Here is a 19,652-nt window from a genome sequence, read left to right on the forward strand (position 1 = left end):
TTCGGTGTGGCGCCTCAATACGACGCGGTCGTGGTCGGTGCGGGGTTCGGCGGTATGGGGGCCGGTATTCAGCTCGATCGGCTCGGCCTGAGCAATTACGTCATCTTCGAACGCGAGGACGACCTGGGCGGCACCTGGCACGTCAACCACTATCCGGGTCTCGCGGTCGACATCGCCTCGGTCACCTACTCCTACTCGTTCGAGCCGAATCCGCACTGGTCGCGGCTGTTCGCGCCGGGCGAGGAGCTGAAGAAGTACGCCGCGCACGTCGCCGACAAGTACGGCCTGCGCCGGCGCATGCGCTTCGGCACCGTCGTCGACGGCGCGCGCTGGGACGAAGAGCGGCAACACTGGGTGGTCTCGATCGCGGGCGGGGAAACCGTCACGGGCCGATACCTGCTGACGGCGACGGGATTCCTGTCCCAGCCCTATACCCCGCCGTTCCCCGGCATCGACTCGTTCGCGGGCAAGATCATCCACACCACCGCGTGGGAGGACGACTTCGACCTCACCGGCCGCACGGCCGCGATCATCGGCACCGGCGCCACCGCCGTGCAGCTGGTGCCCGAGGTGGCCAAGAAGGCGCGGGCGCTCACGGTGTTCCAGCGCACCCCGATCTGGGTGGTGCCGAAGGTCGACACCGCGATTCCCGCCCCGGTGCGCAAGCTGTTCGAACGGGTTCCCGCCACGCAGAAGGCCGCGCGACTGGTCAACACCAGCCTGCTGGAGGCGCTGATGGTGGTCGGGGTGCTGCATTTCAAGCAGGCCAAGCTGCTGAACAAGGGGGCGGGAGCGCTGGCCAAGGCGCACCTGCGGGCGTCCGTGCGCGACAAGGCGACGCGCAGGCAGCTGACACCGCACTACGATTTCGGGTGCAAGCGGCCGACCTTCTCCAACCACTACTTCACCACGTTCAACCAGCCACACGTGCGCCTGGAGACGAATTCGATCGACCACATCGAGCCGGACGGCATCGTGACCGCCGACGGGCACAAGACCGAGATCGACACCCTGATCCTGGCCACCGGCTTCAATCTGTGGGACGTGAACTTCCCGGCCATCGAGATCATCGGCCGCGACGGGGTGAACCTCGGAAAGTTCTGGCGGGACAACCGTTTCCAAGCCTACGAGGGCATCACGGTGCCGAAGTTCCCCAACTTCCTCAGCCTCAACAGCCCGTACTCCTACAGCGGCCTGTCCTACTTCACCACCATCGAAGCCCAGATGAAGCACATGGGCAGATTGTTCGGCGAGTTGCGCCGCAGGGGCGAGACCACCTTCGAGGTCAGCGAGCAGGCCAACGCCGCGTTCCTGAACCGGGTGACCGACAAGCTGGGCTCCTCGGTCTTCTACGGCGGCGACTGCGCCACCGCGCGCAGCTACTACTTCAACCAGCACGGCGAGGCCGCCCTGCTGCGGCCCACCAGCACACTGAACGCCCATCGCGAAGCGGTCGCCTTCCCGCTGGAGGACTACGTCTACGGCAAGACCGCCTGACACCGTTACCTCGGCTCGCCCGCCGGAGCGTGTCCCGGCGGGCGAGCCGGTGTGCGATCCGGGCCGTTGTAGCTGCCCAGCGGGCGTGCGGGTGTGGCACCCGCGCAGCGAACTGGCAGACTGTGTGGGTACTTGCCCATCCCACCCACGACACTAGGGACTGACTTCGACGATGGAACTGCTGTTTCCGCTGCTACTGGTAGCCCTGCTCGTGCCGATGTTCCTCGGTGTCCGCCGTCAGAAGCGGGAAGCCGAGAAGGTCACCCAGATGCAGGACAGCCTGAAGATCGGCGATCAGGTCGTCACCACGTCGGGTCTGTACGGCACCGTGGTCGAACTCGACGACACCACGGTCGACCTCGAGATCGCCGAGGACGTGGTCACCACGTGGCTGCGCCAGGCCATCCGTGAGGTGCGCACCGACGACCAGGTGAGCACCGAGGAGACCGGCTCGGAGACCACCGGCTCGGACACCACCGAGGCCGTCGAGGAATCCGCCGAGCAGACCGAGACCCGCCTGACCAAGGACTGATCGTTCCGGTTGTGCCCCGGCCTCGCCGGATGTCGCCGCGGCCGTCCGTCCGCGCACCCGGCGGCGCTGGTGCACGTCCGCATGTTCCATCCTCGACTTCCCGCCTAGGAGATGACGTACTGTGCCACCTTCCCAGGGATCGGCGCACCCGCTGCGGCTGCTCGGTGTCTATGCCGCGCTGCTGGCCGTGATCTATGCGCTGGTGTTCTTCACCGGTGACAAGTCCCCGACACCCAAGCTCGGTATCGACCTGCAGGGCGGCACCCGCGTCACGCTGTCCGCGCGCACGCCGGACGGCAGCAAGCCGAGCCAGGACAGCCTGAAGAAGGCGCAGGACATCATCGAGAACCGGGTCAACGGCCTCGGTGTCGGCGGATCCGAGGTCGTCATCGACGGCGACAACATCGTGATCACCGTGCCCGGCGACGACGGGCAGCAGGCGCGCGCGTTGGCGACCACGGCCAAGCTGTACATCCGTCCCGTGCTGCAGGCCGTGCCCGCGGCGGGACGCGGCGCGACCCCGCAGACCGCGCCGGGCACCCAGCCCGCGCCCGCCGCGCAGCCGACGACGCCGGAGACCACGCAGCCCGCCGCGCCGGAGACCACCGAGCCCGCGCCCGCCCCGCAGCAGCGCGTGTTCCCCGCTCAGCAGCCGACGCAGCCACCCACGAATCCCGGTCTGGAGCCCACCGAAGAGTCGACCAAGGAGATCCAGGCGGCCAAGGCCCTGCGCCAGAGCACCGACCAGTCGGTGCAGCAGGCCGCGCTGGCCACCATGGACTGCGGGAAGGCCGATCCGCTCGCGGGCAACGACGACCCGGCCCTTCCGCTGGTGACCTGCTCGACCGACGGCACCGAGGTCTTCCTGCTGGACAAGAGCCGCATCGACGGCCAAGAGATCAAGGACGCCACCTCGGGCCTGAACCAGCAGCAGGCCAGGCACGAGGTCTACCTGGACTTCAAGTCCGGCGGCAGTGACGCGTGGGCGTCGCTCACCGGTGAGTACGTCTACAAGCGGGTCGCGTTCGTGCTCGACTCGAAGGTGGTCAGCGCGCCCGTCGTGCAGCAGGGCCCGCAGCAGGGTGGCCGAACCCAGATCTCCGGCAACTTCACCGCGACGTCGGCGAAGGAACTGGCGAACACGCTGAAGTACGGCTCGCTGCCGCTGTCGTTCCAGACCTCGGAAGCCGAGACGGTGTCCGCCACGCTCGGCCTGTCCTCGCTGAAAGCGGGCCTGCTCGCCGGCGCGGTCGGCCTGCTGGTGGTGCTGCTGTACTGCCTCCTGTACTACCGGATGCTCGGATTCGTCACCGGTCTGTCGCTGGTGGCATCGGGATTCGCGGTGTACGGCATCATGGTGCTGCTCGGGCGCTGGATCGGGTTCACGCTCGACCTCGCGGGCATCGCCGGTCTGATCATCGGTATCGGTATGACCGCCGACTCGTTCGTGGTGTTCTTCGAGCGCATCAAGGACGAGATGCGCGAGGGCCGCAGCTTCCGTTCCGCCGCTCCGCGCGGCTGGCAGCGCGCCCGCCGGACCATCCTGTCCGGCAACGCGGTCAGCTTCATCGCCGCGGCGGTGCTCTACATCCTGGCCGTCGGACAGGTCAAGGGCTTCGCGTTCACCCTCGGTCTCACCACGATCCTCGACGTGGTCGTGGTGTTCCTGGTCACCTCGCCGCTGGTGCTGCTCGCTTCGCGGACGGCGTTCTGGTCCAAGCCGTCGGTGAACGGCCTCGGCGCGATCCAGCAGGTCGCCCGCGAGCGGAAGGCGGCCGAGGCCGCACTCGGGAAGGCGTGAGGACGATGACCAACAGCCACACCACCCCGTCGCTCGACAAGACGAGCGCCACCGAGATCACCGACGTGTTCGCGGCGGTCGGCGACGCGCAGACCCCCAAGCACGGCTTCTTCAACCGCCTCTACACCGGCACCGGCGCGATCGACGTGATCGGCAAACGCCGGATGTGGTACATCATCACCGCCGCGATCGTGCTCGTCTCGCTGGGCAGCATCATCTTCCGCGGCTTCAACTTCGGCATCGACTTCGAGGGCGGTTCGCGCATCCAGTTCCCGGCGGGGAACGCGACCACCAGCGCGGTGGAGGATGTCTACCGCGGCGCGATCGGCACCGACCCGGTCTCGGTGCAGACCGTCGGCGCGGGCGGATCGGCCACCATGCTGATCCGGTCCGAGGCGCTGAACCAGAAGCAGGTCGAGGCGCTCAACAGCGCGCTGTTCGCCGAGTTCCAGCCGAAGGACAAGTCCGGCAACCCGAGCCGGGCCGCGATCAGCACCTCCGACGTCAGCGAGACCTGGGGCAGCCAGATCACGCGCAAGGCGATCATCGCGCTCGCGGTGTTCCTCGTGCTCGTCGCGGGCTATATCGCGATCCGCTACGAGGCGCACATGGCCATCGCGGCGCTGGCGGCGCTGGCCTTCGACGTCACGGTCACCGCGGGCGTGTACTCACTGGTCGGGTTCGAGGTCACCCCGGCGACCGTGATCGGCATCCTGACCATTCTCGGCTTCTCGCTCTACGACTCCGTCGTCGTGTTCGACAAGGTGGAGGAGAACACCCACGGTATCCTGCACCTGACTCGGCGCACCTACGGCGAACAGGCCAACCTCGCGGTGAACCAGACGCTCATGCGCTCGATCAACACCGCCTTGATCGGCATCCTGCCGATCGTCGGGCTGATGGTGATCGCGGTGTGGATGCTGGGCGTCGGCACCCTGAAGGATTTGGCGCTGGTACAGCTGGTGGGTCTGCTGGTCGGCACGTACTCCTCGATCTTCTTCGCTACTCCGCTGCTGGTCTCGATCAAGGAACGCTGGGGGCCTGTGGCGGCGCACACGAAGAAGGTTCTGGCCAAGCGGGCCGGCGCGGCGAGCGCCCGTGCGGGCGTCGCGGCGGAGCGCCGCGCGAGCGTGGCAGCCGGGCGGGACTACGAAGAGGCGCCGCGCAAGCAGCGCGCGGCCGGGCAGGCGCCGCGACCCGGCGCGCGCCCGAGCGGCAAACGGCACAAGAGGCGGAACTGACACCAGGCAAGGGGTTTCATGCGACAGCCACGCAGTGCGGTACGACTGATCGGAGCGCTCGCTGCGGGGACGCTGGCCGCCGGGCTGATGGTCGGCTGCTCCAGCAAGAATCAGGTGCCCTCCATCGGCTACGCGACCGATGCCACCATCGCCACCTATAACGGCGCCAGCTCGCTCGGGGCGAGTTCCGGGTCCTCCGCGGTGTTCTCCCGGGTACTGACCGGCTTCTTCTACACCGGTCCGGATGGCCAGCAGGTCGCCGACACCGACTTCGGGACCGCCAAGGAGGTGCCGGGCGAGTCGCAGACCATCCAGTACCGCCTCAATCCCGACGGCGTGTATTCCGACGGTGTGCCGACCTCCTGCGACGACTTGGTCCTGGCTTGGGCCGCCCGCAGCGGGCGGTACACCAAACCCGGTGATCGGGGCCCCGTTCCGCTGTTCGACGCCGCGAGCACCAGCGGCTACGACGCCATCGAGCGGGTCGACTGCCAGCCCGGCTCGCGGGATGCCACGGTGGTGTTCCGGCCCGGCAGGCGGTACCTGCCGTGGCGCAACCTGTTCGCGGCTGGTGAGCTGATGCCCGCGCACGTCGCGGCCCAAGTGGCGAACGTGCCCAACGTGGTGTCGGCGTTGCAGACCGGCGATCCGAATGCCCTCGGCAGGATCGCGGAGTTCTGGAACACCGGATGGACCATTCCGGCCGACGGACGGCTCGACCTGTCCCGGTTCCCCTCGTCGGGGCCCTACCGCATCGAATCCTTCGGCAGCGAAGACGGTTTGGTGCTGGTGGCCAACGAGCGCTGGTGGGGAAACAAACCCGCGACCGGGCGGATCGTGGTGTGGCCGAAGACCTTCGACTTGAAGAAGAAGGTCGGCGACAACGCCGTCGGCGTGCTCGACGTCGGCGCGCACTCGGTGAAGGACCTGAATCTGAACGGTTTCTCGGTGCAGACCCTGCCCGGCCGCGGCGCCGAGCAGTTGACGCTGTCCACCGGCGGGGTGTTCGCCTCGGTCGAGGCGCGCCGGGCGTTCGCGCTGTGCCTGCCGCGCCAGACGCTGTTCGACAAGCTCGGGAAAGTGCCGGACGCACCCAAGACCGGGCTCGGCTCCGGACCGCTGAACGCGCATATCCTGCAACAGGATTCACTGCTCTACCCGGCGGTCATCGGCGCGTCGAACAAATATTCCGGCGGTGACGTGGCGAACGCGACCAGGGCCGTCGCCGCCTCCGGCGCCCCGAATCCCACCGTCCGCATCGGCTACGCGGGTCCGGACGACCGGCGCGCGCAGACGGTCACCATGATCGCCGAGGCCTGCAAACCGGCGGGCATCACCGTGGTGGACGCCGCAGCGCCCGATTTCACTCCCGCCCGGCTCACCGAGGGCAAGGTCGACGCCGTCCTCGGCAGCACCGCGTCGGCCCCCGGTCCGGCGGGCTCGATCGGGGGAGTGGCCGCGACCAGCGCGTTGCGCACCGGTAACGGTCTCAATTTCGGACGGTACGGCAACGGCCGTTACGATGCGATCACCGATCAGCTCGGGGCCGACGACAGTTCGGCCGCACAGCTGAATCTGCTCACCGAGGCCGAGAACCTGCTGTGGGCGGAGCTGCCGAGCATTCCGTTGTTCGCCACCCCGCGCACGATCGCCTTCGGCAAGGGGTTGCGCAACGGGATCGCCGCCCCCAACCAGGCCGGAACCGGCTGGAACATGGACCGGTGGGTGCTGGAGCGGTGATAGACGGTGTGGGTGATGTGATCATGGAGAGGTGTCGATGAGCAAGCACGCGGCGATCGAGTCCGAGAATGTAGCCGCCGAACGGACCACCAGAGCCGCCGAGGTGGTCGACCGTTTGACCCGTTGGCACGACGACTTCCCCACGCCCGGTGTACGTTTCGCGGATCTCACCCCGGTGTTCGCCGACGCCGAGGGCTTCCGCGCCGTGGTCGATTGCCTGGCCGCGTGCGCGCCCGACGCCGATCTGGTTGCCGGCGTCGACGCCCGTGGCTTCCTGCTCGGTGCGGGTGTCGCCGCGTCCCTCGGCACCGGCGTGCTCGCCGTCCGCAAAGCGGGCAAACTGCCGCCGCCGGTGATCAGCCGCGAGTACAGCCTCGAATACGGCACCGCCGCGCTGGAGATTCCCGCGGACGGCCTCGACCTGACCGGCCGTCGCGTTCTGTTGCTGGACGACGTCCTCGCCACCGGCGGCACGCTCGCCGCCGCGGCCGAGCTCTTCAAGCAGGCGGGCGCCGAAGTGGCCGCCGCCGCGGTGGTGCTGGAACTCGGCTTCCTTGGCGGGCGCGCCCGGCAGGGCGACTACCCGCTGACCTCGATCGTTCAGCTCTGAGCCGGCACCGGCCGCGCACGGGGGCCGCCCGCGGGGAGCCGCTCGCAGCCTAATTCTGTTGCTCGCCACCGCGGCGACTGTCAGGATCGCGGCATGCGACCTGAGGAGCCGCCGCGCCGGATCCGGGCGGTCTACGACGAGCGGACGATCGTCGTCTATCAGGCCTACTCCCCGGAGATCGCCGAACCCGCCGTTGCCGCTGGGACTTTCGTCGAGCCGTTTCGCCGGGAGCGGATGACGTGGATCAAGCCCTCGTTCCTGTGGATGATGTATCGCTGCGGGTGGGCGAGCAAGCCCGGCCAGGAGCGGGTCTTGGCGGTGACGATCACCCGTGCCGGGTTCGAATGGGCACTGGCGCATGCCTGCCTCAGCCATTACGACCGGAAGCTCCACCCGGATCGTGAGGTGTGGGCCGAGCGGTTGCGGGCGAGTCCGGTGCGCGTCCAGTGGGATCCGGAACGTGACCTCGCGCATCGTCCGCTGGCGTACCGCTCCCTGCAAGTGGGCTTGGGCGGTATCGCCGTGGGGCATTTCCTCGACCGCTGGATCACCGGGATCCGCGATGTCACCGGGGAAGCGCGGCAGCTGCGGCAGTTGGTAGCGGACGGGAAGCTGGAGGCGGCGACTCGGGCCCTTCCCGAGGAGCGCCCCTATCCGTTGCCCGCGGCCGTCGCCGCCGCCATCGGCGCGTCGTCCTGACGAACCGTGTGATCCGAATCGCACTGGCGCATCTGCCGAAGTTGTGATTAACCTGTAGAGGTCTTATTTCCGTTGATCGGAGTTCTGCCGTTGCTCATTTGAGGTAGCCACCGTGCGGCCCGCATTCGCGCGCCGTGTCTCGTCGCAACCTCTGGGAGCTGGCATGACCAATCTGTCTTTTTCCGATCTCACTTTCGGCTGGCCGGACGGCACCCCCGTTTTCGAGAGCCTCGACGCCGTGCTCGGCCCCGGTCACATCGGCCTGGTCGGCGGGAACGGTGCGGGTAAATCCACTTTGCTGCGGTTGATCGCGGGGGAGCTGAAGCCCGTTCGCGGGTCCGTCACGATCGCCGGGCATCTCGGGTATCTGCGCCAGGACCTCGGTCTGGGCGTGGGGCAGCGCGTCGACGCGGTGCTGGGCATCGCGGATGTGCGAAAAGCCTTGCACCGCATCGAATCCGGAGTCGGCAGCGAGGCCGACTTCGACTCGGTCGGCAACCAGTGGGATGTCGAGGAGCGGGCGTTGGCGTTGCTGGCCCGGCTCGGCCTGCACTATGTCGCCGACTCGGTGGAGCATCTCGATCGCACGCTCGACACCCTGTCCGGCGGCGAGACGGTGCTGCTCGGACTGGTCGCCGAGCTGCTCGGCGAGCCCGACGTGCTGTTGCTGGACGAACCGACGAACAACCTGGATCGGGTGGCTCGCGCGCGGCTCTACGAGGTGATCGGCCAATTCTCCGGCACGGTGCTCACGGTCAGCCACGACCGTGCGCTCCTGGATCGGATGGCGACCATCGCGGAGCTGCGCCACGGCGAACTCCGGTTGTTCGGCGGCAATTTCAGCGAATACGAGCGGATCGTCGCCGCCGAGCAGGAGGCAGCCCGCGCCGCGATCCGGGACGCGCGCAGCGATGTCCGCAAGCAGGCACGCGAACTCGTCGAGGCGCGCATCAAACTGGACCGCAGGCAGCGGTACGGGCAGAAGATGTGGGACCAGAAGCGGGAGCCGAAAATCGTGATGGGCGAACGCAAACGGCAGGCGCAGGTGTCCGCGGGCAAGTTGCGCAACAACCACATCGAAAAGTTGGACTCCGCCAAGGAACAGCTCGAGCAGGCCAAGGAGTTGTTGCGCGACGATCGGGAGATCCGGGTGGAGTTGCCCGACACGCGGCTGTATCCCGGTCAGGACGTCATCGAGCTGGACGGAGTCGAGCTGGCGTGCGGGCCGACGGTGGCGTTGCGGGTGTCCGGTCCGGAGCGGATCGCGTTGACCGGCCGCAACGGCGTCGGCAAGACGACGCTGCTGCGGCGCATCGTCGAGGAGGGGCCGAAGGTGCCGTGGCGGATGCTGCCGCAGCGCTTGGACGTCTTCGACGAGCGGAAGACGGTATTCGAGAATGTCGCCTCCACCGCGCCGCACGCCTCCGCGGAGCGGATCCGGGCGCAGCTGGCTCGCTTCCTGTTCCGCGGCGCGGACGCCGACGTCGCGGCGGCGGCGCTGTCCGGCGGTGAACGGTTGCGCGCGGCGCTGGCGATGCTGCTGCTGGCCGACCCCGCGCCGCGCCTGCTGCTACTGGACGAGCCGACCAACAACCTCGACCTGCCCAGCCTGGAGCACCTCACCCAGGCGCTGGCAGGCTTCGAGGGCGCGCTGATCGTGGTCAGCCACGATCCGCGCTTCCTGGACGACATCGGGGTGACCCGGCGTCTGGAACTCACCGCGGCGGGATTGACGGAGACGCTGGTGACCTGACCCGCCGTCAGGTCGGCAGCGCCGAGAGCCGCTTCGGGGTGACGAGTCGGTAACCGTCCCGGACGATCTCGGCGACTTCGTCCCAGTCGGGTCCCACGTCCAGCCGGACGCCGATCCAGCCGCGGTGCCCGACGTAGGGCGGCACGAAGAACCGGGTGGGCTCGGCGGCGACCATTTCGGCCTGCACGCCTATGGGAGCCGGGCACCAGATCGTCGTACCCGGCTCCCGGTGCCGGTCCTCGAGGTAGTACATGAACGCCTTCTTCGCCGCGACGAAGAAGGCTGGGGAGCCGTGGCTGGGCCGTTCGGTGCCTTCCGGCAGATCCAGGCAGATCGCGCGGATTCGGGCGAGCGGGTCCACGAGTGGGAGTCTATGTGGCCTTGGCCGCACGCCGCATGAGGCCGGGATGCTTGGACAGGCCAAGCGCACCGCGAGGTAGGTGAGCGTCAGCCACGGACGTAGGTGTGGCTGCAACGTGCGGATGCGACCCTGGTCGTCGAGCCGCAGCACCAGCGCTTCGGTCAGCCGGAACGGTCCGATCCCGGCTTCGGCCAGCAGGACGCGCCGCGCGCCGTCGCCGATCTCCTCGGTCCACCGCAAGCCGGTGAGCCTGCCGTACGCGGCGGAGAGCAGCACGCGCAGGTCGTGCCGACCGCGGAAGACCAGTCGGCCGGACAGCGGTGAAATCAATTCGGCATCGGGCGCGAGTACCCGTGCCAGCGCATCCATGTCGCCGCTTTCGGTCGCGGATCGGAACTCGGTGATGGCGTCGGACATGCTGGTCAACCCCTTCGCTTGTCGCTGATTCCGAACCTAGTTCAAGTCACTTGCAAAAAGCAATGGACTAGACTGGGCAAATGCCCAAGGCCGCTTTCTCCGACATCGTTTGCTCGATCGCGCGCACGGTCGACGCGATCGGCGAGCGCTGGACGCCGTTGATCCTGCGCGATCTGTTCGTCGGCCTGACCCGCTTCGAGGATCTGCGTCGCGACCTCGGCATCGCTTCCAATGTGCTCGCCGCTCGCCTGGAGGTGCTGCGTGAGCACGGCATCGTGGAAAAGCGGGCGTACCAATCGAATCCGGCCCGCTACGAGTATCTGCTCACCGAACGTGGCCGTGACCTGTATCCGGTCCTCGCGATGCTGCTCACCTGGGGTGACAAATGGCTCGCGGGCGCGGAAGGCCCGCCCGCCGTAGTGGTCCATCGCGAGTGCGGGCGGCCAACGTCCGGCGTGGTGGTGTGCCGGGAGTGCGGTGGGTCGCTCACCGCGGACAATGTCCGGTGGCTTTCCGGACCCGGTGGCAGGCAAGCGCCGGGAACGATGCTGATCGGGGGAGTGCTCGAAGCCGCAGACGCCGCGGACTGACCGAAGTCCTGGGCCCGAAAGCCGCTGCTGTTCAGGCGACCGGCGGCGGGAACCGGAGGGGTGCGCGCTGGGCCGGAAGGCTCAGTCGGACGCCAGGGGCCGACCCGACCCTTGGCCGGTTTTGTTTTGGTCGAATAGACTAAAACGGAGAAGGGACGTGATCACATGGGATACGGACACTGGGACGACTCCGCCTACCGCGCGGCCAAGACTTTCCGAGCCGCTCGCGGCATCGACGACTTCGGCTACACCGCCGACATGCGGGCCGAGCCGCATTCGAACTGGCGGGTGCATCCGATGCTGGATCCGCTCGGTGTCACGGTGCGCGAATGCCGGGATTCCGCCGACCATGCCCACTCGCTGCCGATCGCGGTGCTGTTCGACGTCACCGGATCGATGGGCCGGGTACCGCGGATCATGCAGGACAAGCTGGGCACGCTGCACGGCCTGTTGCGACGCAAGGGCTACGCGGACGATCCGCAGATTCTGTTCGGCGCGATCGGTGACGCGGACACCGACCGTGTGCCACTACAGGTCGGGCAGTTCGAATCCGACAACCGGATGGACGAGCAGCTGCGCGCCGTCTTCCTGGAAGGCGGCGGCGGAGGGCAGAAGTCCGAAAGCTATGAACTGGCCGCCTATTTCCTGGCGACGCACATCGTGACCGACGCTTGGGAGAAACGGCGCAAGAAGGGCTACCTGTTCCTGATCGGCGACGAACTGAACAAGCCGCGGCTGGCCTCCCGCCACATCCGCGCGATCATCGGCGACAGTGTGCGACAGGACATCTCCGTCGAATCCGTCTACCGTGAGCTCGCCGAACGCTGGCACGTGCACTACATCCTGCCCGACCAGTCGAGCTACTTCCATGACCCGGAGATCGCCGAGCACTGGCGCGGACTGCTCGGCCAGAACTTCCTTCGCCTGGACGACCCCGCCGCGGTGTGCGAACTCATCGCGCTGACCCTCGGATTGGCGGAAGGGCGCGTCGACCTGGCCGGCGGACTGGCGGATCTGCGCGAGGTCGGGTCGGTGGCCGAAGCCGCGTCGGTCGGCAAGGCGCTCGGAGCCGACAGCGGGCGACCACGGGCCCTGCCGCGTGGCCGCGGCTGAAACCGGCGGAGACCACGTGATGTTCGGCTCGCACATCATCGTCGTGGATCTCGGATTCGGGGACGCGGGCAAGGGGGCGACGGTCGACTGGCTGTGCGCACCCGAGTCGGGATTCGATGTCTCCGCTGTCGTACGGTTCAACGGCGGGGCGCAAGCGGCGCACAACGTGGTCGCCGAAGGGCGGCATCACACGTTCGCGCAATTCGGATCGGGGACGTTCGCGGGCGTGCCGACGCTGCTGTCGCGGCATCTGCTGGTCGAGCCGATCGCGCTGGCCGCGGAGGCGCGCGGGCTGGCCGCGCTGGGCGTCCGCGACCCGCTGTCGTTGCTGCGGATCGACGGACGGGCCTTGCTCACTACCCCCATCCACATCGCCGCCAACCGTGCTCGCGAGGATGCGCGGGGTTCCGCGCGGCACGGTTCGTGCGGGCGGGGCATCGGCGAGACCGCGGGATACGCCCTCGCGCACGCGGCTCCGACCGTGTCGGATTGCCTGCGCCCCCTGGTGCTGCGGCGTAAGTTGCGGGCGATGGCGGCGCACTACGGGCCGCTCATCGGATCGAGCGAACATCGCTACGAACCGATCGACGACTTGGTCGACATGTACCGGGAGTTCGTCGCAGCGGTGCGGATCGTCGGGGACGAGCAGTTGGCTCGGTTCGCGCGCCGCGGCACAGTGGTGTTCGAGGGTGCCCAAGGCGTCCTGCTCGACGAATGGCGCGGGTTTCATCCGCACACCACCTGGTCGACCGTCGAGCCGCGCAACGCGCGGGCGATGCTCGCCGGGATCGGCGCCTCCGGTTACGTGCTCGGCGTCACCCGCACCTATCAGACCCGTCACGGCGCGGGACCGTTCCCCACCGAGGCTTCCGGTCTCGCCCTGACCGAGCCGCACAACACGGCCGGGCGCTACCAAGGCGAATTCCGTCTCGGACACTTGGACACGATGTTGCTGCGTTACGCCATCGACGTCTCGGGCGGTATCGACGGCCTCGTGGTCAATCACCTCGATGTCCCCGGAAGACGTTATGCCGCAACTCGTTACACCGTAGACGGCGTCGCCTTGGACGCGGTGCCCATCGGCCGTTGGCAGGATCTGGACCATCAGCGGGAACTGACCCGTTTGTTGACGCGCGCCCACCCGGTCCTCGCCGAAATGCCCGATGACCCGGTGCCGTGGCTGGCCCGGGCGCTCGGTGTGCCGGTCGTCCTCACCGCCGACGGCCCCGGCCGCCACCACCGCACACGCATGGCGTATCCGGTCGCGGCGTGAATGGTCCGCGAACACGTCCGCGGCGTACCGCGAGGAGGGTCCGCGTACCGCGCGGCCGGTCGGGCAGGATGGACGGTCGTGGAGCAGTCCGTTGTGTCGGTGGATGTCGTGGCGTTGCGGTTCTGGGACGAGGACGGCGGCGTCCGCTTCGGGATCGCGCCACGTGCGACGGAGCCGTTCGCGGGGCAGTTGGCCCTTCCGGGTGTGCTGCTCGGACGAGGCGAGCGGTTGGCCGTCGCGGCGCGGCGAGCGGTGCACACCAAATTGGGGGTCCCGGAGGTCGCCATCGGCGCGGTGGGGCAGTTGGTGACTTTCGACGAGCCGAACCGCGACCCGCGCGGCCCGACCCTCTCGATCGCGATGTGGGCGGTGGTAGGGCCGCACGAGGGCCCGGCGCGGTGGACCGGGTTCGACGAGGTGCCCGAGCTGGCGTTCGACCACGACCGCATCGTCGGCGTGGCCCGCGGTGTCCTGACCGGGTTGTTGTGGAAGGACGTGACGTTCACCCGAGCTCTGCTCGGCGCCGAGTTCCCCGCGACCAGGGCAGTGGAGGCCGCCACGGCGCTGTCCGGAGCCCGTCCCGATGCGGCGAACCTGAACCGGACGCTGGCGGCCATCCCGGGACTGGCGCGCACCGCCGAACGGCGTCGGGTCAAAGCGACCGGCCGGCCTGCGGCGGTGTGGGCGTTCGGCGCACCCGAGTGAATCGGAGCACCCGCCCGCGGGACGCTCGCGCGGTCGTTCCTCGAGGGCGTGAACCGGATTCGCGAGACAACGATCGAGGGCGCCGCGATACTCCGGTCAGCGGCGCGGCGCGTACACGATGACCGTGACGCCGACCAGGCAGATCGCCGCGCCGAGGTAGTCCCAGCGATCGGGGCGGAACTTGTCCACCAGCATGCCCCAGGCCAGCGAGCCCGCGACGAAGACACCGCCGTAGGCGGCCAGGATGCGGCCGAAGTTCGGGTCCGGCTGGAAGGTGGCGACAAATCCGTAGACGCCGAGCGCGAGCACGCCCGCGGCGATCCAGACGACGCCGCGCTGTTCTCGCCAGCCCTGCCACACCAGCCAGGCACCGCCGATTTCGGCGAGCGCGGCGAGGGCGAACAGCAGCAGTGAACGGGCGACGATCATGGCGGGGACGGTACTTGCTCGCGGTCCGCCGGACGTCGCGAGCCCGGCCCGACCTCGTAGACGGCGTAGGCGCGCCGCAGTACCGGGTAGGAGACGTTGCGTACCGGCACGCCGCCCTGGGTGCGGCCGAATTCGGTACCGCCATGGGCATGTCCGTGGACGGCGAGCACCGCCCCGTCCGCGTCGACCGCCTCGGCCAGATCATGGCAACCCAGGCCGGGGTAGATCTTCGGCGGTTCCCCGGCCAGGGTGTCGACGACGGGCGCGAAATGCGTGAGCGCGATGCGAGTTTCGCAGTCGATCCGGCCGAGTGCCCGGCGTAGGCGAAGGGCGTCGACCGGTCCGCGCCGCATGCGAGCGCGATGTTCGGCGGACCCCTCGTCCGGTGTGCCGGGATGGCCGGGGAAGCCACCGCTGCCGCCCATGACTCCGGCGACGCCGAGCCGAATGCCGTTGATCTCGAGACAGATCGAAGTGCCGTCGAGTACATGGACGCCCACCGCGGTGAGCCGTGCCGCGATCAGGTCGCCCGATTCGTCGTCATGGTCGTGATTGCCGAGTACGGCGACCACCGGCACGGGAAGACTTTCGAGTTCCGCGCACAGCAGATCGACTTGCGAGCGGGTGCCGCCATCGGTGAGATCGCCTGCGAGCAAAAGGACATCCGCGGCATCGGGCAGGCGCAGGAAGTCCGGACGAAAACGCCCGGCCACGGCCGCGTGCATATGCAGGTCGCCGACGGCCGCGACGCGAATGCGCTCGGCGGTGCGCGCTGGGGTCACAACGGCCAGCCAGCCATACCGGCGAAGGGCGTGTCAAGCGACGGCGCGAAGCACGTCCGCGACGGCCGACCGGGGCGAAGCGGGAAACTCGGCGTTCACCCGGCAGCGACTCACCGTGAGATCGGTATATAGCTGTTGGCTATTCCTTGTTCAAGGGCTGTTCAGTGAGACTACGGGCAGTGTGGCGTCCGATGAAACGTCCATGAACACTGCCGCGTCGGACTATCGCGCGCGCCGGTCGCTCCCGCATGGTCGCGATATGAGCGGAGCGCAACTGCTGTCGAAAGTCGTTGCCACCGCGGCGGCTGGGTTCCTCTCACTGCCCGCCGCGGCCGGAGTCGCGCAGGGCGAGGCGCCCGCGGCCAAAGTGGTCGTGATCGGGTTGGACGGCTTGATGTACGGCAAGGTCGAGCAAGCGCAGGCGCCTAATCTGCTGCGGCTGAGCGGCGAGGGCTTGCTCAGCCGTTCGTCCATCGCCCCGCACATCACCATCTCCGGTCCGTCCTGGGCCACCGTGCTGACCGGCGTGTGGGATCGCAAGCACGGCATCACGGACAACCAGTTCACCGCCGCGCCGTTCGCGCGGTACCCCACGGTGTTCACCCAACTCGAACGCGCTCGGCCCGCGTCGAAGACCCAGTCCATCGCCACCTGGGACCAGATCGCCACGATGACCGGCAGCGGCAGCCCGCGCGCCGACGTCGTCGTCTCCACCGCGCCCGTGCCGGACGATCCGGACGAGTCGCGCACCGACGCCGCCACCGCCGACGCCGTGGCGTCCGCGATCGGCAGGTTCGCGCCCGACCTGCTGTTCACCCACCTGGACCAGGTGGACCACGCCGGTCACGGCGCGGGTGGCGCCTCGCGCGCCTACCTCGACGCGGTGCAGCGCATCGATGTCCTGGTCGGACGCATCGTCGCCGCGGTGGACGCCCGCGCCGCCGCCCACCCCGCCGAGCGGTGGACCATCCTGGTCACCGCCGACCACGGCCACACCCCCGAAGGCGGGCACGGCGGCCAGTCGCCGGACGAGACGACCAACTTCGTCATCGCCCGCGGCCCGGACTTCCGGCCCGGCGCCACCAGTACCCGAGCCACCCTGGTCGACATCACCCCGACCGTGCTCGACCTGCTCGACGTCGCTCCCGCCGTCGATCTCGACGGTCGCTCGCTTCGGTTCGAGCCCGGCTCCGACCGGACGCCGTTCGCCGGATCCCAGCCCGCCGCCATTCGCTGACCGCGCCTGTCCCGCCTCGGCTCGTAGTTCTCGCCCCACCGGTTCGGGGATCACGCCTCATCGGGTAAAAGCGCTGGTCAAGCTGATGAATCTCGCTGCGGAGAGCGTCGCGTGCGCAGCGAGGCTACCGAGCGCCGCGCTCCGCCTGTGTCCGAAATACGACGGTGTAAGAGGGTGGCCGGGACCGCTGCGCGCCCGCGCCGGTTCGTCGTCCCGGCACTCCGGCGCGCATCCTTCCTCAGCAGAGCGGACGTGGGTGCTCCGCCCGGACTAAAGTTGGTGGTCCGGGAGGTTGCACCGGTCGGATAGGGTGGTCCGATCGAGGCGCGGAGAGGTGGTGGCATGACTCAGCATCTGGGCGAGGCGAAGGTCGAGCAATCGACGTCGGGCCCGCGGTCGAACGGTGCGGGCGCCACCGACGCCGCGCAGACCCCGAAATCGCCGGCGTCGGCGAACGCGACCCCGCCGCGTCAGCCCGGCGCCTCTTCCGCCGTTCCGACCTCGGCTTCGCGCCGGGTGCGAGCCCGCCTGGCCCGCCGCATGACCGGGCAGCGCGGTATCGCGGCGGTCAAGCCGGTGCTGGAGCCGCTGGCCACCGTGCACCGCGAGCTGTACCCGAAGGCGAACCTGACGCTGCTGCAACGCGCGTTCGACGTGGCCGACGAGCGGCACAAGCATCAGTTCCGCAAATCGGGTGACCCCTACATCACCCATCCGCTCGCCGTGGCGAACATTCTCGCCGAACTCGGCATGGACACCACCACGCTGGTGGCCGCGCTGCTGCACGACACGGTCGAAGACACCGGCTACAGCCTCGAACAGCTCACCCAGGACTTCGGCTCCGAGGTCGCGCACCTCGTCGACGGCGTCACCAAGCTGGACAAGGTCAACCTGGGCGCGGCCGCCGAGGCCGAGACGATCCGCAAGATGATCATCGCGATGGCCCGCGACCCGCGTGTGCTGGTGATCAAGGTGGCCGACCGGCTGCACAACATGCGCACCATGCGTTTCCTGCCGCCGGAGAAGCAGGCCAAGAAGGCCAAGGAAACGCTGGAAGTCATCGCACCGCTCGCCCATCGCCTCGGCATGGCCACGGTGAAGTGGGAGCTGGAGGACCTCGCCTTCGCGATCCTGCACCCGAAGAAATACGACGAGATCGTCCGGCTGGTCGCCGACCGCGCGCCCTCGCGCGACACCTACCTGGCGAAGGTGCGAGCCGAGATCGTCAACACGCTGGCCGCGTCCCGGATCAACGCGATCGTCGAGGGCCGCCCGAAGCACTACTGGTCGATCTACCAGAAGATGATCGTCAAGGGTAAGGACTTCGACGACATCCACGACCTGGTCGGCATCCGCATCCTGTGCGACGAGGTGCGCGACTGCTACGCGGCCGTCGGCGTGGTGCACTCGCTGTGGCAACCCATGGCGGGACGGTTCAAGGACTACATCGCCCAGCCGCGCTACGGCGTCTACCAGTCGCTGCACACCACCGTGGTCGGGCCGGACGGCAAGCCGCTGGAGGTGCAGATCCGCACACAGGACATGCACCGCACCGCGGAGTTCGGCATCGCCGCGCACTGGCGCTACAAGGAGACCAGGGGTAAACACTCCAACGACACCGCCGAGGTCGACGACATGGCGTGGATGCGCCAGCTGTTGGACTGGCAGCGCGAGGCCGCCGACCCCGCCGAGTTCCTGGAGTCGCTGCGCTTCGACCTGAAATCGCCGGAAATCTTCGTGTTCACGCCGAAGGGTGACGTGATCACGCTGCCGCAGAAGTCGACGCCGGTGGACTTCGCCTACGCCGTGCACACCGAGGTGGGGCACCGTTGCATCGGCGCCAGGGTGAACGGGCGCCTGGTCGCGCTGGAGCGTCAGCTGGAGAACGGCGAGGTCGTCGAGGTGTTCACCTCGAAGGCGCAGAACGCGGGACCCAGCCGCGACTGGCAGAACTTCGTGGTGTCGCCGCGCGCCAAGGCCAAGATTCGCCAATGGTTCGCCAAGGAGCGTCGCGAGGAGGCGCTGGAGAGCGGCAAGGAGCAGATCTCCAAGGAAGTCCGTCGCGTCGGGCTGCCGCTGCAGCGGTTGATGAGCGTCGACGCGATGACCGCCGTCGCCCACGAACTGCACTACACCGACATCTCCACGCTCTATACCGCCGTCGGCGAGCACCAGGTCTCCGCGCACCACGTGGTGCAGCGGCTGATGGCGCAGCTCGGCGGCATCGGCGACGTGGAGAACGAGCTGGCCGAACGCTCCACCCCGTCGACGACACCGAGCAGGCAGCGGGTCACCGGCGACGCGGGCGTGCTGATCCCCGGCGCTCCCGGCACGGTCGCCAAGCTGGCGAAGTGCTGCACTCCGGTGCCCGGCGACGAGATCATGGGCTTCGTGACCCGCGGTGGCGCGGTGAGCGTGCACCGTACCGACTGCACCAATGCCGGCTCCCTGCGTGAGCAGGCCGAACGGATCATCGATGTGTCCTGGGCCCCGTCGCCGTCCTCGGTGTTCCTGGTCGCCATCCAGATCGAGGCGCTCGACCGCACGCGGCTGCTGTCCGACGTGACCAAGGTGCTGGCCGATGAGAAGGTCAACATCCTGTCCGCCTCGGTGGCCACGCACGGCGACCGGGTGGCGATCAGCAAGTTCACCTTCGAGATGGGCGATCCGAAACACTTGGGGCACTTGCTGAACGTGGTGCGCAACGTGGAGGGCGTCTACGACGTCTACCGCGTCACCTCCGCGGCCTGACGCGCGCGAACCCTTCGAGTAGCTGTCAATTAGCTCTTATCGCAAGGGTTTCCGCTTGCCGCCAACTCGGCTCCAGGGGTTGCCATTCGGGGCGCGATGCCGGAAACTTGTCGGACCCTTC

General features: G+C 68.6%; 17 protein-coding genes. 14 read left to right on the forward strand and 3 right to left on the reverse strand.

Annotated features, from left to right (window positions below; genetic code table 11):
• The first annotated feature begins 6 nt into the window (after positions 1-6).
• The 8 genes from ACIA5H_RS17460 to ACIA5H_RS17495 all read left to right on the forward strand — a co-directional run bounded on the left by ACIA5H_RS17460 (position 7) and on the right by ACIA5H_RS17495 (position 9,873).
• A complete protein-coding gene (locus ACIA5H_RS17460; RefSeq protein WP_397076779.1) occupies positions 7-1,497 on the forward strand; it encodes a flavin-containing monooxygenase in 1,491 nt (496 codons plus the stop codon).
• A 172-nt stretch (positions 1,498-1,669) separates the two neighbouring features.
• The gene (yajC, locus tag ACIA5H_RS17465; protein ID WP_355070478.1) at positions 1,670-2,029 is read left to right on the forward strand and encodes a preprotein translocase subunit YajC; all 360 of its coding nucleotides are present in this window, start codon (positions 1,670-1,672) and stop codon (positions 2,027-2,029) included.
• A gap of 121 nt (positions 2,030-2,150) precedes the next feature.
• Positions 2,151-3,830 (forward strand): protein translocase subunit SecD, encoded by a 1,680-nt coding sequence (gene secD / locus ACIA5H_RS17470; RefSeq protein WP_355070480.1) that lies wholly within the window; start codon positions 2,151-2,153, stop codon positions 3,828-3,830.
• A 5-nt stretch (positions 3,831-3,835) separates the two neighbouring features.
• Entirely contained in the window at positions 3,836-5,071 is a 1,236-nt protein-coding gene (gene secF, locus ACIA5H_RS17475) for a protein translocase subunit SecF (protein WP_355070482.1), read from the forward strand.
• Positions 5,072-5,089: 18 nt separating this feature from the next.
• Positions 5,090-6,811, forward strand: coding sequence for an ABC transporter substrate-binding protein (locus ACIA5H_RS17480; RefSeq protein ID WP_397076780.1), 1,722 nt, complete (start codon positions 5,090-5,092; stop codon positions 6,809-6,811).
• A gap of 37 nt (positions 6,812-6,848) precedes the next feature.
• The gene (locus ACIA5H_RS17485) at positions 6,849-7,421 is read left to right on the forward strand and encodes an adenine phosphoribosyltransferase (protein ID WP_355070486.1); all 573 of its coding nucleotides are present in this window, start codon (positions 6,849-6,851) and stop codon (positions 7,419-7,421) included.
• Positions 7,422-7,514: 93 nt separating this feature from the next.
• The gene (locus ACIA5H_RS17490; RefSeq protein ID WP_355070488.1) at positions 7,515-8,120 is read left to right on the forward strand and encodes a DUF4291 domain-containing protein; all 606 of its coding nucleotides are present in this window, start codon (positions 7,515-7,517) and stop codon (positions 8,118-8,120) included.
• Between the two features lie 163 nt (positions 8,121-8,283).
• On the forward strand, positions 8,284-9,873 hold the full coding sequence (locus tag ACIA5H_RS17495) for an ABC-F family ATP-binding cassette domain-containing protein (RefSeq protein ID WP_397076781.1): 1,590 nt from the start codon (positions 8,284-8,286) through the stop codon (positions 9,871-9,873).
• A gap of 7 nt (positions 9,874-9,880) precedes the next feature.
• Here ACIA5H_RS17495 and ACIA5H_RS17500 read toward each other — a convergent pair whose 3' ends face one another.
• On the reverse strand, positions 9,881-10,651 hold the full coding sequence (locus ACIA5H_RS17500; protein ID WP_397076782.1) for an MmcQ/YjbR family DNA-binding protein: 771 nt from the start codon (positions 10,649-10,651) through the stop codon (positions 9,881-9,883).
• An 80-nt stretch (positions 10,652-10,731) separates the two neighbouring features.
• On the opposite strand from ACIA5H_RS17500, the gene ACIA5H_RS17505 reads away from it, so the two are divergent.
• From ACIA5H_RS17505 to ACIA5H_RS17520, 4 genes are all read left to right on the forward strand, one after another.
• Positions 10,732-11,241 (forward strand): helix-turn-helix domain-containing protein, encoded by a 510-nt coding sequence (locus ACIA5H_RS17505; protein ID WP_356961649.1) that lies wholly within the window; start codon positions 10,732-10,734, stop codon positions 11,239-11,241.
• Positions 11,242-11,406: 165 nt separating this feature from the next.
• On the forward strand, positions 11,407-12,354 hold the full coding sequence (locus ACIA5H_RS17510; protein WP_397076783.1) for a hypothetical protein: 948 nt from the start codon (positions 11,407-11,409) through the stop codon (positions 12,352-12,354).
• Positions 12,355-12,373: 19 nt separating this feature from the next.
• Complete coding sequence (locus tag ACIA5H_RS17515; protein WP_397076784.1) at positions 12,374-13,627, forward strand: adenylosuccinate synthetase; 1,254 nt, start codon at positions 12,374-12,376, stop codon at positions 13,625-13,627.
• Between the two features lie 78 nt (positions 13,628-13,705).
• The gene (locus ACIA5H_RS17520; protein ID WP_397076785.1) at positions 13,706-14,332 is read left to right on the forward strand and encodes an NUDIX hydrolase; all 627 of its coding nucleotides are present in this window, start codon (positions 13,706-13,708) and stop codon (positions 14,330-14,332) included.
• Positions 14,333-14,428: 96 nt separating this feature from the next.
• Here the strand turns inward: ACIA5H_RS17520 and ACIA5H_RS17525 are convergent, their stop codons facing one another.
• Positions 14,429-14,761, reverse strand: a complete 333-nt coding sequence (locus ACIA5H_RS17525; RefSeq protein WP_397076786.1) for a YnfA family protein — start codon at positions 14,759-14,761, stop codon at positions 14,429-14,431.
• A complete protein-coding gene (locus tag ACIA5H_RS17530; protein WP_397076787.1) occupies positions 14,758-15,543 on the reverse strand; it encodes a metallophosphoesterase in 786 nt (261 codons plus the stop codon). The genes ACIA5H_RS17525 and ACIA5H_RS17530 overlap by 4 nt, the downstream gene beginning before the upstream one ends.
• Before the next feature lie 259 nt (positions 15,544-15,802).
• Here ACIA5H_RS17530 and ACIA5H_RS17535 point away from each other — a divergent pair, with 259 nt between their 5' ends.
• The gene (locus tag ACIA5H_RS17535; protein ID WP_397076788.1) at positions 15,803-16,780 is read left to right on the forward strand and encodes an alkaline phosphatase family protein; all 978 of its coding nucleotides are present in this window, start codon (positions 15,803-15,805) and stop codon (positions 16,778-16,780) included.
• Positions 16,781-17,122: 342 nt separating this feature from the next.
• Positions 17,123-19,531, forward strand: a complete 2,409-nt coding sequence (locus ACIA5H_RS17540; RefSeq protein WP_397076789.1) for a RelA/SpoT family protein — start codon at positions 17,123-17,125, stop codon at positions 19,529-19,531.
• The last annotated feature ends 121 nt before the right edge of the window (positions 19,532-19,652 follow it).

This window comes from Nocardia sp. NPDC051900 (assembly GCF_044452545.1).
Classification (GTDB): domain Bacteria; phylum Actinomycetota; class Actinomycetes; order Mycobacteriales; family Mycobacteriaceae; genus Nocardia; species Nocardia sichangensis.

Bases quoted from the DNA above. Each gene is read 5' to 3' on its own strand.
- ACIA5H_RS17485 (WP_355070486.1), top strand. From the start codon at position 6,849: ATGAGCAAGCACGCGGCGATCGAGTCCGAGAATGTAGCCGCCGAACGG.
- ACIA5H_RS17505 (WP_356961649.1), top strand. From the start codon at position 10,732: ATGCCCAAGGCCGCTTTCTCCGACATCGTTTGCTCGATCGCGCGCACG.
- ACIA5H_RS17495 (WP_397076781.1), top strand. From the start codon at position 8,284: ATGACCAATCTGTCTTTTTCCGATCTCACTTTCGGCTGGCCGGACGGC.
- ACIA5H_RS17515 (WP_397076784.1), top strand. From the start codon at position 12,374: ATGTTCGGCTCGCACATCATCGTCGTGGATCTCGGATTCGGGGACGCG.
- ACIA5H_RS17525 (WP_397076786.1), bottom strand. From the start codon at position 14,761: ATGATCGTCGCCCGTTCACTGCTGCTGTTCGCCCTCGCCGCGCTCGCC.
- ACIA5H_RS17540 (WP_397076789.1), top strand. From the start codon at position 17,123: ATGACTCAGCATCTGGGCGAGGCGAAGGTCGAGCAATCGACGTCGGGC.
- secF (WP_355070482.1), top strand. From the start codon at position 3,836: ATGACCAACAGCCACACCACCCCGTCGCTCGACAAGACGAGCGCCACC.
- ACIA5H_RS17500 (WP_397076782.1), bottom strand. From the start codon at position 10,651: ATGTCCGACGCCATCACCGAGTTCCGATCCGCGACCGAAAGCGGCGAC.
- ACIA5H_RS17510 (WP_397076783.1), top strand. From the start codon at position 11,407: ATGGGATACGGACACTGGGACGACTCCGCCTACCGCGCGGCCAAGACT.
- ACIA5H_RS17480 (WP_397076780.1), top strand. From the start codon at position 5,090: ATGCGACAGCCACGCAGTGCGGTACGACTGATCGGAGCGCTCGCTGCG.
- ACIA5H_RS17535 (WP_397076788.1), top strand. From the start codon at position 15,803: ATGAGCGGAGCGCAACTGCTGTCGAAAGTCGTTGCCACCGCGGCGGCT.
- ACIA5H_RS17490 (WP_355070488.1), top strand. From the start codon at position 7,515: ATGCGACCTGAGGAGCCGCCGCGCCGGATCCGGGCGGTCTACGACGAG.
- yajC (WP_355070478.1), top strand. From the start codon at position 1,670: ATGGAACTGCTGTTTCCGCTGCTACTGGTAGCCCTGCTCGTGCCGATG.